Raw genomic sequence first — 13978 nt, 5'->3', positions numbered from 1 at the left:
CATTCCCTCTCAGCCCAGCAGGACGTCGTCGTCGCCCAGGCGCTTCAGCTCGCGGTACACGATCGCCAGGCCGGTGACGATGGCCGCGGCGGAGATGGCGGCATCGACGAGGCGGAGCGTGTCCTGCTCGGCACGCGCCTTCTTGAACTGCTTGGCGACGGTGACGGCGCTGGCGGCCGTGGTGACCATGGACAGGTACTTGGCGGACTTGGACTTCTTGAAGCCCTTGGCCTTGCTGATCGTGTTACTCATAGTGACGGTGCCTCCTCCAGCAGCGGGTGCCCCCACCTTTCCACGAAGGCGGCCTCGACGGCGGCTCCGACCTTGTACAGCCGGTCGTCCTTCAGGGCGGGGGCGATGATCTGGAGCCCGACCGGCAGGCCGTCCTCCGGCGCGAGGCCGCAGGGCAGGGACATGGCCGCGTTGCCCGCCATGTTGGCCGGGATGGTGCACAGGTCCGCGAGGTACATCGCCATCGGGTCGTCGGCGCGCTCGCCGATCGGGAAGGCGGTGGTCGGGGTCGTCGGGGAGACGATCACGTCGACCTGCTCGAAGGCCTTCTCGAAGTCGCGGGTGATGAGGGTGCGGACCTTCTGGGCCGAGCCGTAGTACGCGTCGTAGTAGCCGGAGCTGAGCGCGTACGTACCGAGGATGACGCGGCGCTTGACCTCGTCGCCGAAGCCCGCCTCGCGGGTCAGGGCGGTGACGTCCTCGGCCGACCGGGTGCCGTCGTCGCCGACCCGCAGGCCGTAGCGCATGGCGTCGAACCGCGCGAGGTTCGAGGAGCACTCGGACGGCGCGATCAGGTAGTACGCCGACAGCGCGAGGTCGAAGGACGGGCAGTCCAGCTCCACGACGGTGGCGCCGAGCTTGGTGAGCAGCTCCACCGCCTCGTCGAAGCGCTGGACGACCCCGGCCTGGTAGCCCTCGCCGGAGAACTGCTTGACAACGCCCACGCGCATCCCGGCGACCGAGCCGTTGCGGGCCGCCTCGACCACCGAGGGGACCGGCGCGTCGATGGACGTGGAGTCCATCGGGTCGTGTCCGGCGATCACCTCGTGGAGCAGGGCCGCGTCCAGGACCGTACGGGCGCAGGGGCCGCCCTGGTCGAGGGAGGACGAGAAGGCGACCATGCCGTACCGCGAGACCCCGCCGTAGGTCGGCTTGACGCCGACCGTGCCGGTGAGCGCGGCGGGCTGGCGGATCGAGCCCCCGGTGTCCGTACCGATGGCCAGGGGTGCTTCGTACGAGGCCAGCGCGGCGGACGAACCGCCGCCGGAGCCGCCGGGGACCCGGGTCAGGTCCCACGGGTTGCCGGTGGGGCCGTACGCGCTGTTCTCCGTGGAGGACCCCATGGCGAACTCGTCCATGTTGGTCTTGCCGAGGATGACCACGCCCGCGGCCTTGAGCCGCTTGGTGACCGTCGCGTCGTACGGCGGGATCCAGCCTTCGAGGATCTTGGAGCCGACGGTGGTCGGCACGCCCTCGGTGGTGAAGATGTCCTTGAGCGCGAGCGGGACCCCGGCGAGCGGGCCCAGCTCCTCGCCGGCCGCGCGCCGCGCGTCCACCGCGCGGGCCTGGGCGAGCGCGCCCTCCCGGTCGACGTGGAGGAAGGCGTGGACCTTCTCGTCCACGGCCTCGATCCGGGCGAGGTGCGCCTCGGTGACCTCGACGGCCGTGAGTTCGCCCGAGGCGATCTTCTCGGCGATCGCGGCCGCGGTGAGCCTGATGATGTCGGTCTTGATGGTCGTGCCGCCATCCGTGTTGCTGTCCGTCATGGCTGTTTAGTCCTCCCCCAGGATCTGCGGCACCTTGAAACGCTGCTGCTCCTGGGCCGGGGCGCCGGAGAGCGCCTGCGCGGGGGTGAGCGACGGACGGACCTCGTCCGCGCGCATGACGTTCGTCAGCGGCAGCGGATGGGAGGTCGGCGGTACGTCTTGGTCGGCGACCTCGGACACGCGGGCGACCGCGCCGATGATGTCGTCGAGCTGTCCGGCGAAGTGATCGAGCTCTTCGGCCTTCAGCTCCAGACGCGCCAGCCGTGCGAGGTGAGCGACCTCCTCGCGCGTGATGCCAGGCATGCGGCGATCCTCAGGGGTGAGTGAGAGTGGTTTCGGGCCCAATCCTATGGGTCGGAGCCCCCTCCCCACGAAACGGTTTGCCGCTGACCCGTCCGGGTGAGCGCGAGGGGCGCCTCCGGACCGGGTCGCCGGACGGCCCGATCCGTTACGGAACAGCCTGATCCGTTACGGGACGGCCTGGCCGGACTGTTCGCGGCGCGCGGCCGCCGCCAGCTCCGCCGGGCGCTGCCAGCCGTGCTCGCTCCTCGCCCGCAGCCAGGCCGTGGCCTCGTGGGGCGGCATCGCGGCGGCCACCAGCCAGCCCTGGACGGCGTCGCAGCCCAGGTCCCGCAGCCGCTCCCACGTCTCGTCGTCCTCGACGCCCTCCGCGACGACCACCAGGCCCAGGGAGTGCGCCAGGTCGACCGTGCACCGGACGATCTCCGCGTCCTCGTTGTCGACGGCGAGCCGGGCCACGAAGGACCGGTCGATCTTCAGCTCGCTCACCGGCAGGCGGCGCAGGTGCACCAGCGAGGAGTACCCCGTACCGAAGTCGTCCAGCGACATCTTCACGCCGTGCCCGGTGAGGCCCGCGAGGGTGTCCGCGGCCCGCTGGGGGTCCTCCAGCAGGACGTGTTCCGTTATCTCCAGCTGGAGGGAGCCCGGCGGGACGCCGTGCCGGGCGAGGCGGGCGGCGACGGAACCCGCGAAGCCGGGGGTGTGGACGTCGCGCGGCGACACGTTGACCGCGACCGGGGTCATCAGTCCCTGGGCCCGCCAGCGGGCGACCTGGGCGAGGGCCGTGTCCAGGACGTACTCGGTCAGGTGCGGCATCAGCCCCGAGGACTCGGCGATGGCGATGAACTCGTCAGGGGGGACCCGCCCGCGCTCCGGGTGCACCCAGCGGACCAGCGCCTCCAGCCCCGCCACCTGGCCGTCGAAGCGGACCTTCGGCTGGTAGTGCAGCTCCACCTCGCCGGCGTCCAGCGCCCGGCGCAGGTCGCCCAGCAGGCCCAGCCGGTCCGGGGTGTTGGAGTCCCGCTTGGACTCGTAGACCTCGACGCCCGTGCGGTCCCGCTTCGCCTGGTACATCGCGACGTCCGCGCGGCGCAGCAGCCCTTCCGCGTCCAGCGCGTGCTCGGGGTAGACGGCGACCCCGGCGCTGGCCTCCAGGACGAGCGTGAGGCCGTCCAGGTCCAGCGGTGAGGACAGCTCGGCCACCAGGTGGCGGGCCACGCGCTGCGCGCTGGTCGTGGAGTCGCACGTGGGGAGCAGGACGGCGAACTCGTCGCCGCCGAGCCTGGCCGCCTCCGCCCCCTGCGGGAGGGCGAGGCGCAGCCGGTCCGCTATCTGCAACAGCAGCCGGTCACCGGCGAGATGGCCCAGCGTGTCGTTGACCGAACGGAAGCGGTCGAGGTCTATCAGGACCAGCGCGGACCTGGCGCCCAGCGACTCGGCCTCCTCCAGCGCCGACCAGGTGCGCTCCAGCAGCCACTGGCGATTGGGCAGCCCGGTGAGCGGGTCGCGCAGCTGCTCCTCGGCCCGCGCCCGGGCGATCCAGAGCGTGGAGTCGAGGGCGATGAGCGGGATGGAGAAGAGCGGCAGGAGCACCGGCAGCGACACCGCGACCACGCAGATCAGCGGGGCGATGCCGAGCAGCGCCGCGGCGACCAGGCCTTGGCGCATCAGGGCCGTACGGGCGAGGTGGGGCAGGCCGCCGCCCTGCGGGGTGAGCGCGTACCAGAGCAGGACGCGCATGACGACGAGATGGGCGCAGGCGGCCAGCACGATCTCGGCGACGCCGCCGATGCCCCAGTCGAGCGGCTGCCAGGGTCTGGCGACGGTCGGGACGTCCCCGAACAGGGCGAGGACCAGCGCGGCGGAGCCGATGCCCAGGATGTCCGCGGCGCCGTTCAGGACGCCCTGGCGCCAGCGGTGGCGGCGGGCGACGCCGACCAGCACCACGACGGCCAGGCTGACCAGTCCGGCCGGCACCCAGCCGTACAGGAGCAGGACGGCGAGGGTCAGGGCCGCGCCGGAACCCGTGCCGCCCCACCAGCGGTCACGGCCGAGCGCGACGAGGTGTCCGACGATGATGCCGGTGAGGACGGCCAGCGACCAGCCTTCCGTGCCGCCGGGGAAGAGCGCCCGGTCCTCCTGGACCGTGCGGACGATGCCGGTGGTCAGCACGACCACGGCGATTCCGACGACAGCGGCGGGGAATCTCTCCGTCATCCCCGCAAATGCCGCGAAACCGCGCGGGGGTGAGACCGGGGCGGCGCTCTCGGTCGGTTTCATTCCCGTCCCTCTCACAGCCGGCGGAGCCGATGCCACGCGATGGCACGTTGTCATGCCACCACGGCCGGCATCCCTCCACGCAGCCGTGCACGACAGGCGCACGACTCAACAGTAGGCCGCCAAGTGCCCTGGCGGGCAGCGCTCTACAGCTGTTGCCCGAATGCAACCCGCCCATCCGTATCCAACGGATTTGCGCCGAACGGGTGAGCTTGAGGCCCCGATCCGGCCCCCGCGGCCCGCTACTTCCCGGGGTCTGACGGGGGGTCCGACGCGGCGGCCTGCTCAGGGACCTGCTCAGGGGCCTGCTCAGGGGCCGTTCCGGCCGTGGTGCCCGCCGGGGTCCCGACGGTGACCTCGGGGGTCACCGCGGCCTCCGTGGCCGCCTCCGGGCCCTGTTCGAGCAGGATCCCGAACCCCGCCTCGTCCAGGACCGGCACCTTGAGCTGCATGGCCTTGTCGTACTTGGACCCGGGGTTCTCCCCCGCCACCACAAAGGCCGTCTTCTTCGAAACGGCCCCGGCGACCTTCGCGCCGAGGGCCTGGAGCGCCTCTTTCGCGCCGTCACGCGTGAAGTTCTCCAGGGTGCCCGTGACCACGACCGTGAGGCCGGCCAGCGGCCTCGGGCCTTCGTCCTCGCCGCCGCCCTCGTCCTCCGTACGGACGCCCGCGGCCCGCCACTTGCGCAGGATCTCGCGGTGCCAGTCGACCTCGAACCACTCCTTGACGGACGCGGCGATGGTCGGGCCGACGCCCTCGACGGCCGCCAGCTCCTCCTGGGAGGCCTGCTCGATCCGGTCGATGGAGCGGAACTCCCGGGCCAGCGCCTCCGAGGCGACCGGGCCGACATGACGGATCGACAGACCCGTGATGATCCGGGCCAGCGGGCGCTGCCTGGCGGCGGCGATGTGCTCCAGCATGGCCAGGGTGTTGGTCTTCGGCTCGCCCTTCTGGTTGGCGAAGACGGTGACGATCTTGTCCTCGCCGGTCTTCGCGTCGCGCTTGGGCAATCCGCTGTCCTGGTCCAGGACATACGCCTTGATGGGCAGCAACTGCTCGACGGTGAGGTCGAAGAGGTCGCCCTCGTCCAGCAGCGGCGGGGTGGCGGGCTCCAGCGGCTTCGTCAGGGCGGCGGCGGCCACATAGCCGAAGTTCTCGATGTCCAGGCTCTTGCGGCTGCCGAGGTAGAACAGCCGCTCGCGCAACTGGGCGGGGCAGGAGCGGGCGTTGGGGCAACGGAGGTCGATGTCGCCCTCCTTCATCGCGCGCAGCGCCGTACCGCACTCGGGGCACTCCGCCGGCATCACGAACTCGTACGCGTCGTCAGGACGCAGGTCCACCACCGGGCCGAGGATCTCCGGGATGACGTCGCCCGCCTTGCGCAGGACCACCGTGTCGCCGATCCAGACGCCCTTCGATTTCACGACCTCCTGGTTGTGCAGCGTGGCGAACTCGACCTCGGAGCCGGCGACCGTGACCGGCTCCACCTGCGCGTACGGCGTGACCCGTCCCGTGCGGCCGACGCCCACGCGGATGTTCAGCAGCTTGGTGTTGACCTCCTCCGGCGCGTACTTCCACGCGATCGCCCAGCGCGGGGCGCGCGAGGTGGAGCCGAGGCGCCCCTGGAGGGAGATCTCGTCGAGCTTGACGACCACTCCGTCGATCTCGTGCTCCACGGAGTGGCGTCTCTCGCCGAAGGTGGTGATGAACTCCCGCACCCCGTCCAGGCCGTCGACCACCCGGTTGTGCCGGGCCGTCGGCAGGCCCCACTCCCGCAGCAGCTCGTAGGCGTGCGAGAGGCGGTCGATGCCGAAGCCCTCGCGCGCGCCGATGCCGTGCACGACCATGTGCAGCGGGCGGGTGGCGGTGATCTTGGGGTCCTTCTGGCGCAGCGAACCCGCCGCCGCGTTACGGGGGTTGGCGAAGGGCTTGTCCCCGGCCTCCACCAGCCGTGCGTTCAGCTCCTGGAACCCCTCCATCGGGAAGTAGACCTCGCCGCGGATCTCGACCAGGGCCGGGATCCGCTCCCCCGCCAGCCGGTGCGGGATCTCCTGGATCGTCCGGACGTTGGGCGTGATGTCCTCGCCCGTCCGCCCGTCGCCGCGGGTGGCGGCGCGGGTCAGCCTGCCGTGCTCGTAGGTGAGGTTGACCGCGAGGCCGTCCACCTTGAGCTCGCAGAGGAAGTGGTAGTCCGTCGTGCCGACGTCCTTGGCGACCCGGTCGGCCCAGGCGGCCAGCTCCTCGTCGTCGAACGCGTTGTCCAGCGACAGCATCCGCTCGCGGTGCTGGACGGCCGTGAACTCCGTTTCGTACGCCCCCGAGACCTTCTGGGTGGGCGAGTCCGGCGTCCGCAGCTCGGGATACTCCTCCTCCAGCCCCTCCAGGGTGCGCAGCAGCCGGTCGAAGTCGGCGTCGCTGACGACCGGCTGGTCCTTCACGTAGTACCGGAAGCGGTGCTCCTCGATCTGCTCAGCGAGCTGCGCGTGCTGGTCGCGCGCCTGCGCGGGCACCGATGCGGGCTGTGCGTGCTTTTCGCCGGCCACCGTCTTGTCCTCCCGTTACCGTTACTCTGGGTTGTCCGCGAGTGATCTCGCCGCCCGGACGCAGTGAGCGAGCGCCTCGCGTGCGTACGCGGGGGAGGCCCCCGCGAGACCGCACGACGGGGTGATCACCAAGGACTCGGCGAGAGTCCCCGGATTCAGCCCCAGCCTGCGCCACAGCGTCCTGACACCCATGACGCTACCGGCAGGGTCTGACAATGCGGCGTCGGTGCCCGGCACGACCCCGGCGAAGAGTTTGGTGCCCGCCTCCACCGCCTCACCGATGATGTCCTCGTCACGCTCCGTGAGGAGTCCGAAATCGAACGAGACACCGGCCACGCCGGCCCGGCGCAGCAGGGCGAAGGGCACGTCGGGCGCGCAGGAGTGCACGACCACCGCCCCCTCGTCGACCCCGGCGACCTGCCGGAGCGCGTCCTCGACCAGCTGCCGGTCCGCCGCGCGGTGCGTGCGGTAGCCGCTGGCCGACCGGATGTGGCCGCGCAGGACGGCGGTGAGGGACGGCTCGTCGAGCTGGAGGACCACGCGCGCGCCCGGGATGCGGCGGCGTACGTCCGCGAGGTGGGCCGTGAGCCCCTCGACCAGGGACGCCGTGAGGTCCCGGCAGGCGCCGGGGTCGCTGAGCGCCGACTCGCCGTTGCGCAGCTCCAGGGAGGCGGCCAGCGTCCACGGCCCCACCGCCTGGACCTTGAGCGCGCCCTCGTACCCCTGGGTGAACTCCTCCAGCGCGTCGAGGTCCTCCCCCAGCCAGGACCGGGCCCGCTTGGTGTCCCGCCCCGGCCGGTCGCCGATGCGCCAGCCGCTGGGCTCCACGCGCGCGTAGACCTCGGCGAGCAGGCCCACCGTCCGTCCGATCATGTCGGCGCCCGGCCCCCGGGCGGGCAGTTCCGGCAGGTACGGGAAGTCCTCGAAGGTCCCGGTGACCTGACGGGCCGTCTCCCGCGCGTCCCCGCCGGGCATGGACCCGACGCCGGTGGCGGGGCCCCACGGGACGGTGGCGGGCGCGTCGCCGTCCTCGTGGCTGTTGTCGCCGCGCCGGTCGTCGCTCATCGGCCCGGCCTGATGGTCATGTCGTGGATCTCCGCGTCGCGCGGCAGGTCGAGCGCGGTGAGGAACGCCGTCGCCACCGACTCGGGGTCGATCACGCTCGACGCGTCGTACTCCTTGCCCTCGTGCTGGTGGATCTTGACCTGCATCGGGGTCGCCGTACGCCCCGGGTAGACGGACGTCACCCGGACCCCGTTCGGCCGCTCCTCCTCGCGCAGCGCGTCGGCGAGCGCCTTGAGCCCGTGCTTCGACGCGGCGTACGCGGCCCACTCGGCGTTCGCCCGCAGGCCGGACCCCGAGTTGACGAAGATCACCTGCCCCTTGGCGGCCCGCAGTTGGGGCAGGAAGAGACGGGTCAGTTCGGCCGGGGCGATCAGGTTCACGTTGAGCTGGTGGTGCCAGCCCTTGGGCGAGAAGTCCCCGACGGGACCGAGGTCGACCACCCCGGCGAAGTGCAGGAGCGAGTCCAGGCGGTCCGGGAGGACCTGGTGGGACATGGCCCAGGCGAGCCGGTCGGGGACGGCGAGGTCGCCGACGAGCGCGCGGGAGCCGGGGTAGAGGGCGGCGAGTTCCTTGCCGCGGCCCGCGTCGCGGGCGATCAGCAGCAGGTCGTCGCCGCGCTCGTGGAGCCGGCGGGCGACCACCGCTCCCATGCCGGAGCCGGCCCCGGTGATCAGATGTGTAGCCATGGGGTCATCGTCGCATCACGGGAACACCGCCCCGCACCCACGCGCCCGCGTCCTCCTCCGGCTCACTGCACCCCGAGCGACTCCTCCAGGTACGCGAGCGCCCCGACGCCGTCCTCGGCGAAGAAGACCAGGTCGAGGAGGGGCACCGGCAGGAAGCCGTCCGCGTCCATCCGCTGGAGCTGCTGCTTGAGCCCGTCGTAGAAGCCCGCCGTGTTGAGCAGCACCACCGGCTTGCTGTGCAGGGCGTGCTTCTTCAGCTCCAGGATCTCGGCCGCCTCGTCCAGGGTGCCCAGCCCGCCGACCATGACCACGATCGCGTCGGCCTTCGCGAGGAGCAGCGCCTTCCGCTCCGCGAGATCGCGGGCGACGACCATCTCGTCGGCCTTGGCCCGGGCCGAGTCGGCCAGGAATCCGACGGAGACGCCGACCAGCCGGCCGCCGGCCCGCTCCACCCCGTCGGCGACGACCCCCATCAGCCCCCTGTCCGAACCGCCCCACACCAGCGTGTGACCGCCCTTGCCGATCAGTTCGGCGAATTCACGGGCCGGGCGGGTGTAGCGCTCGTCGAGGTCGGCGGCGGAGAGGAAGACACAGATGTTCATTCGACCACCGTAAAGGTCGGGGTGTCGGGAAGACCACGCGGTTCTCCGGTGCTGAAAGGTGTGGGCGGGTACACAGCGCCGTACATCCCGCCGTACATCCCGAAGGGACAGATGATCATGGCCGCAGGGCACACCATCACCATCGAGCAGGGCACCACCCACGTACGCGTCGTCCGGGACGGGCAGGTGCTCGCCGAGAGCCGCCGTCCGCTGCTCCTGCACGAGACGGGCCTGCCGGTCCGTTACTACATCCCGCCGGAGGACGTCAGGACCGAGTTGCTGACCTCCTCGGACACGAGCACCCACTGCCCGTGGAAGGGCGACGCCTCGTACTGGTCGCTCCCCGACGCCCCCGACCTCGTCTGGGGGTACGAGGAGCCGAAGGAGGAAGTCGCGCAGATCAAGGGGCACTTCTGCTTCTACGACACCGAGGTCCTCGCGGCCTGAGCGCGGGCCGGTCAGGGGCGTGGGCGTGGCCGCGAAAAGAATGTGCGCCCCAGAGCGATGAGTTGTGCCGGCCCCGCCGGTCTCCCCGGTATGAACATTGCGTGCAAGGCGAAGTCGGGGGACGGCACTCTCATCGCGTACCGGCGCACGGGCGGCGGACCGCCCCTGATCCTGGTGAGCGGAACCCTCGGCACCGCCGAGACGGAGACCCGGCTCGCCGAGCTGCTCGCGCCGCGTTTCGAGGTGTTCGTCTACGACCGCCGGGGACGCGGCGCGAGCGGTGACACCCGCCCGTACGAGGTGCGGCGCGAGATCGAGGATCTGGCGAGCCTGATCGCGGAGGCGGGCGGCAGCGCTTCCGTGTACGGCGTCTCCGCGGGGGCCATTCTTGTACTGGAGGCGGCGGCGGCCGGGCTGCCCATCACGCAGTTCGCGCTGTACGAGCCCCCGTACGCCACCGACACGTCGGTCCTGCCGGGCCGTAAGGCGTTCACCGAGCGGCTGACCGACCTGCTGGCCCAGGGGCGGCGGGACGGCGCGGTGGAGCTGTTCCTGTCGATGGTGGGCACGCCGCACGACCTGATCGCCGGGATGCGCCGGTCGGCGGTCTGGCCAGGGCTGAGGGCGCTCGCGCACACCCTGGCGTACGACAACGCCCTGGTGGGCCTGGAGCCGGTTCCCCTGGACCGGCTGGCGACGATCGGGACCCGGGGCATGGTGGTGGACGGGGGAGCCAGTACGAGAGCGTTACGCACGGCCGCGAAGGCAGTGGCCTCGGCCCTGCCTCGCGGCCGTCACCGCACCCTGACGGGTCAGACGCACGAGGTGGCGCCGCACGTGCTGGCGCCGGTGCTGACGGACTTCTTCACGGCGTGACGTCCCCTGCCCGGCTCCATGCCCGGGCTCACCGCACCGCGCCCGCCGGCAGCAGCGCGTGCACGCCCCACACCTGATTGGCGACCTGCGTGACCCGCAGGTCGACCGTCGCACTCGCCAGCGCCAGGGCGGTCGCGCGGTCCAGCCCGAACAGCGACCCCATCCACGTCAGCATGGCGTCCAGGGCCTGCGCCGACGCCTCGTTCAGGTCCGCGTCGAAGCCGAACGTGATCCGCCCCGCCGGCGTCACCGCGTGCACGGTCGGCACCGGCGGCGCCGTCTCCAGGTCCAGCGTCAGCCGGGTGGTCATGCCGCACTCCACCGCCGTACCGGACACCTCGCCGTCCCCCTGGACCGCGTGGCCGTCCCCGACGCACAGCAGCGCGTCGTCCACGGTGACCGGCAGGAACAGCGTGGATCCCGCGACCAGCTCCCGGCAGTCGATGTTGCCGCCGCCCGCCACCCGGGGCGGGACGGTCGGATGCTCGCCCGGTTCCGCCGGCGGCAGGCCGATGACGCCGAGGAAGGGGGCCAGCGACACGGTGTGCCCGTACTGGTCCGTCCCCGTGCCCGCGTCGGCGTCCAGCTCCCACAGCAGCCAGGAGGGCTCGGTGTCCGTGAGGCCGAGCCGCCGGTTGAGCGGGGTGTCCGCGGCGGCGGCCACGGTCCAGCCCCACGGATCGGGCCGCAGCGACTCCACATGGACCGCGAGCGCCGTCCCCGGACGGGCGCCGCGCACGGCTATGGGGCCGGCGAGGCAGTGCCCCGGCCGGCCGTCGAACATCTTGGGCCGCTTCTCCCCCGGGGTGCGCTGCCGCTCCAGGTGGCCCGACGCGTCCAGGGAGTGGACGACGACGGTGTCCCCCGGGTCGACGGTCAGCACCGGGGGCAGGTCGCGCGAGAAGACGTTGGTGACCGTGCCGGGCACGGAGTCCAGCCGGTGTTCGGCCACGGTCTGTGAGCCCTTCCTTAGGAGGTTCGAGGCGGCCGTCAGCCCGCCAGCGCGTCCGTACGGCGCCGCTCGGTCGTCGCGATCGTCGCCGAACCGACCACACGTGTGCCGTCGTAGAGCACGATCGCCTGGCCCGGGGCCACACCACGGACCGGGGCGTCGAACGTGACGCTCAGGGTGCCGTCGATCAGTTCCGCCTCGACCGGCGTCTCGTCGCCGTGGGCGCGGAGCTGAGCGGTGTACGTGCCCCGCCCCTCCGGAGCCGTACCGCCGCACCAGCGGGGCTTGATCGCGGTCAGGGCGGTGACGTCCAGCGCGGCGGCCGGGCCGACGGTGACGGTGTTGTCGACCGGCGAGATGTCCAGGACGTAGCGCGGCTTGCCGTCGGCGGCGGGGTGGCCGATCCGCAGGCCCTTGCGCTGGCCGATGGTGAAGCCGAACGCGCCTTCGTGGCTGCCGATCTTGGCGCCGGACTCGTCGACGATGTCGCCCTCGGCCTTGCCGAGGCGCTTCGCCAGGAACCCCTGGGTGTCGCCGTCCGCGATGAAGCAGATGTCGTGGCTGTCGGGCTTCTTCGCGACGGCCAGGCCCCTGTGCCCGGCCTCCGCGCGGATCTCGTCCTTCGTGGTGAGGGTGTCGCCCAGCGGGAACATCGCGTGGGCGAGCTGGCGCTCGTCCAGGACCCCCAGCACGTACGACTGGTCCTTGGCCATGTCGCTCGCGCGGTGCAGCTCGCGCGCGCCGCCGGGGCCGGTGACGACCGTCGCGTAGTGGCCGGTGCAGACCGCGTCGAAGCCGAGGGCGAGTGCCTTGTCCAGGAGCGCCGCGAACTTGATCTTCTCGTTGCAGCGCAGGCACGGGTTGGGCGTACGGCCCGCCTCGTACTCGGCCACGAAGTCGTCCACCACGTCCTCGCGGAAGCGTTCGGCGAGGTCCCACACGTAGAACGGGATGCCGATCACGTCGGCCGCGCGGCGGGCGTCGCGGGAGTCCTCGATCGTGCAACAGCCCCGCGCGCCCGTGCGGAACGACTGCGGGTTCGCGGAGAGCGCCAGGTGGACGCCGGTCACGTCGTGTCCCGCCTCGGCGGCGCGCGCGGCGGCGACGGCGGAGTCCACACCGCCGGACATGGCGGCGAGCACGCGGAGGGGACGCTGGGTTGTCTGAGTCATAGCTCCACCAGAGTACGTGGACCGGGGAACCACAGTCGCGTGAGTATGCGTTGACGATCACATGGGCGAGAAAAAGGGCAGCCGGCGTGCGGGCGGGACCGGCGGGGACACCGGCAGACCCGGGCGGCGGGCGGTGCTGATCGGCGGCGCGGCCGCGGTGCTGGGCGCGGGCGTCCTGGCGCGGGACAGGCTGGCGCCGTACTGGTGGCGGGTGCCCGGCATCGAGAAGCCGCGCAAGGAGGGCGAGCTGGACTACGCGGCGGCGGAGTGGGTCGCGGCCTCCTCGGCGAACTGGCGGCGGGCGGACCGCCCGGACGACTACCGGGTGGACCGGGTGGTGATCCATGTCGTCCAGGGCAGTTACGCGACGGCGCTGAAGGTCTTCCGGGATCCGGGGCACGCCGCCGCCGCGCACTACGTGGTGCGCAAGGACGGTCATGTGGCGCAGATGATCCGCGAGCTGGACGTGGGCTTCCACGCGGGGAACCGGTCGTACAACGAACGGTCCATAGGCATCGAGCACGAAGGGTTCGTGGACGACAGGGATTCGTTCACGACGGCGATGTACCGCTCGTCGGCGAGGCTGACGGCCGGGATATGCGAGCGGTACGGCATCCCGGTGGACCGCCGGCACATCATCGGCCACGTGGAGGTCCCGGGCACGGACCACACGGACCCGGGCCCGCACTGGGACTGGGGCCGGTACCTGAAGCTCGTACGGGAAGCGAGGGACGCGCCGGACCCGCCCCTCGCTCCCACACCGACTCCGACTCCGACTCCGACCACGGCGAAACCGCGGAAGGCCTAGGCAGGCGGGACCCTCAGCCCCGGGGGGCCAGGTCGATCGCACCGAGTTGTACGAGTGCGTCGAGGATGTCCTCCACGAAGAGTGCCTCGGCGATCCGCCCCTCGCTGACGCGGTAGAAGCCGACTCCGTGCCAGCGGGCGCTCCCACCGGTCGCGGGGACGCCGAGGAACTCCCCTTCGTGCGTGCCGCTGTTGGTGAACAGCAGCACGACGGTGTCGCCGTCGGTGACGGTCCTGAGGATCTCCAGGTGCATCCCGGTGAAGGCCCGCCCGACGTTGGCGGCCAGCATCTCCTTGTAGGGGGCGCGGCCGTGGATCTCACCGAGGCTGCCGCCCCGCCAGATCATGTCCTCGGCCCAGAGGTCGTCCACCACGTCCAGGTCACCGCCGTTGACACACTCCTCGATGAAGCGGTGGACGATCTCTGCCGGCTCTGCTTGGTTCTCCTGTGTGCTCACAGCGCTGCTCCTTGG

The 13978-nt window shown here is 71.9% G+C and carries 14 protein-coding genes; 3 read left to right on the top strand and 11 right to left on the bottom strand.

What is annotated here, in order from left to right; translation table 11 throughout:
- Nucleotides 1–9 precede the first annotated feature (9 nt).
- From ACIO1C_RS27845 to ACIO1C_RS27810, 8 genes are all read right to left on the bottom strand, one after another.
- Complete coding sequence (locus ACIO1C_RS27845) at nucleotides 10–252, bottom strand: hypothetical protein (protein ID WP_401868275.1); 243 nt, start codon at nucleotides 250–252, stop codon at nucleotides 10–12.
- Entirely contained in the window at nucleotides 249–1778 is a 1530-nt protein-coding gene (gatA, locus tag ACIO1C_RS27840; RefSeq protein WP_401868272.1) for an Asp-tRNA(Asn)/Glu-tRNA(Gln) amidotransferase subunit GatA, read from the bottom strand. The genes ACIO1C_RS27845 and gatA overlap by 4 nt, the downstream gene beginning before the upstream one ends.
- Before the next feature lie 6 nt (nucleotides 1779–1784).
- Entirely contained in the window at nucleotides 1785–2081 is a 297-nt protein-coding gene (gatC, locus tag ACIO1C_RS27835) for an Asp-tRNA(Asn)/Glu-tRNA(Gln) amidotransferase subunit GatC (protein WP_105871234.1), read from the bottom strand.
- Nucleotides 2082–2246: 165 nt separating this feature from the next.
- Nucleotides 2247–4358 carry a putative bifunctional diguanylate cyclase/phosphodiesterase gene (locus ACIO1C_RS27830; protein WP_401868269.1) on the bottom strand — a complete coding sequence of 704 codons (2112 nt, stop codon included), beginning with the start codon at nucleotides 4356–4358 and terminating at the stop codon, nucleotides 2247–2249.
- A 239-nt stretch (nucleotides 4359–4597) separates the two neighbouring features.
- On the bottom strand, nucleotides 4598–6898 hold the full coding sequence (ligA, locus tag ACIO1C_RS27825; protein ID WP_401868267.1) for an NAD-dependent DNA ligase LigA: 2301 nt from the start codon (nucleotides 6896–6898) through the stop codon (nucleotides 4598–4600).
- A gap of 21 nt (nucleotides 6899–6919) precedes the next feature.
- Complete coding sequence (locus ACIO1C_RS27820) at nucleotides 6920–7963, bottom strand: methionine synthase (RefSeq protein ID WP_401868265.1); 1044 nt, start codon at nucleotides 7961–7963, stop codon at nucleotides 6920–6922.
- On the bottom strand, nucleotides 7960–8649 hold the full coding sequence (locus ACIO1C_RS27815) for an SDR family oxidoreductase (protein ID WP_401868263.1): 690 nt from the start codon (nucleotides 8647–8649) through the stop codon (nucleotides 7960–7962). Before ACIO1C_RS27815 ends, ACIO1C_RS27820 begins: the two co-directional genes overlap by 4 nt.
- A gap of 62 nt (nucleotides 8650–8711) precedes the next feature.
- A complete protein-coding gene (locus tag ACIO1C_RS27810; protein ID WP_401868260.1) occupies nucleotides 8712–9251 on the bottom strand; it encodes a TIGR00730 family Rossman fold protein in 540 nt (179 codons plus the stop codon).
- Nucleotides 9252–9368: 117 nt separating this feature from the next.
- On the opposite strand from ACIO1C_RS27810, the gene ACIO1C_RS27805 reads away from it, so the two are divergent.
- Complete coding sequence (locus tag ACIO1C_RS27805) at nucleotides 9369–9698, top strand: DUF427 domain-containing protein (protein ID WP_401868257.1); 330 nt, start codon at nucleotides 9369–9371, stop codon at nucleotides 9696–9698.
- A gap of 90 nt (nucleotides 9699–9788) precedes the next feature.
- The gene (locus tag ACIO1C_RS27800) at nucleotides 9789–10574 is read left to right on the top strand and encodes an alpha/beta fold hydrolase (RefSeq protein ID WP_401868255.1); all 786 of its coding nucleotides are present in this window, start codon (nucleotides 9789–9791) and stop codon (nucleotides 10572–10574) included.
- Nucleotides 10575–10602: 28 nt separating this feature from the next.
- Here ACIO1C_RS27800 and ACIO1C_RS27795 read toward each other — a convergent pair whose 3' ends face one another.
- Both ACIO1C_RS27795 and mnmA read right to left on the bottom strand, forming a co-directional pair.
- Nucleotides 10603–11526: an acetamidase/formamidase family protein gene (locus tag ACIO1C_RS27795; RefSeq protein WP_401868252.1), complete on the bottom strand. Its 924-nt coding sequence runs from the start codon at nucleotides 11524–11526 to the stop codon at nucleotides 10603–10605.
- 38 nt (nucleotides 11527–11564) lie between these two features.
- Complete coding sequence (gene mnmA / locus ACIO1C_RS27790; protein ID WP_401868250.1) at nucleotides 11565–12698, bottom strand: tRNA 2-thiouridine(34) synthase MnmA; 1134 nt, start codon at nucleotides 12696–12698, stop codon at nucleotides 11565–11567.
- A gap of 61 nt (nucleotides 12699–12759) precedes the next feature.
- Here mnmA and ACIO1C_RS27785 point away from each other — a divergent pair, with 61 nt between their 5' ends.
- Nucleotides 12760–13506 (top strand): N-acetylmuramoyl-L-alanine amidase, encoded by a 747-nt coding sequence (locus ACIO1C_RS27785; protein ID WP_401868247.1) that lies wholly within the window; start codon nucleotides 12760–12762, stop codon nucleotides 13504–13506.
- Between the two features lie 13 nt (nucleotides 13507–13519).
- Here the strand turns inward: ACIO1C_RS27785 and ACIO1C_RS27780 are convergent, their stop codons facing one another.
- Nucleotides 13520–13963, bottom strand: a complete 444-nt coding sequence (locus ACIO1C_RS27780) for an ester cyclase (RefSeq protein ID WP_401868244.1) — start codon at nucleotides 13961–13963, stop codon at nucleotides 13520–13522.
- Between the last annotated feature and the right edge of the window lie 15 nt (nucleotides 13964–13978).

The sequence above is a fragment of the Streptomyces sp. NPDC087420 genome, assembly GCF_044744165.1.
Classification (GTDB): Bacteria; Actinomycetota; Actinomycetes; order Streptomycetales; family Streptomycetaceae; genus Streptomyces.
Note: the sequence above shows the minus strand (reverse complement) of the source record. Positions and strands in the feature narration are given on the sequence as shown.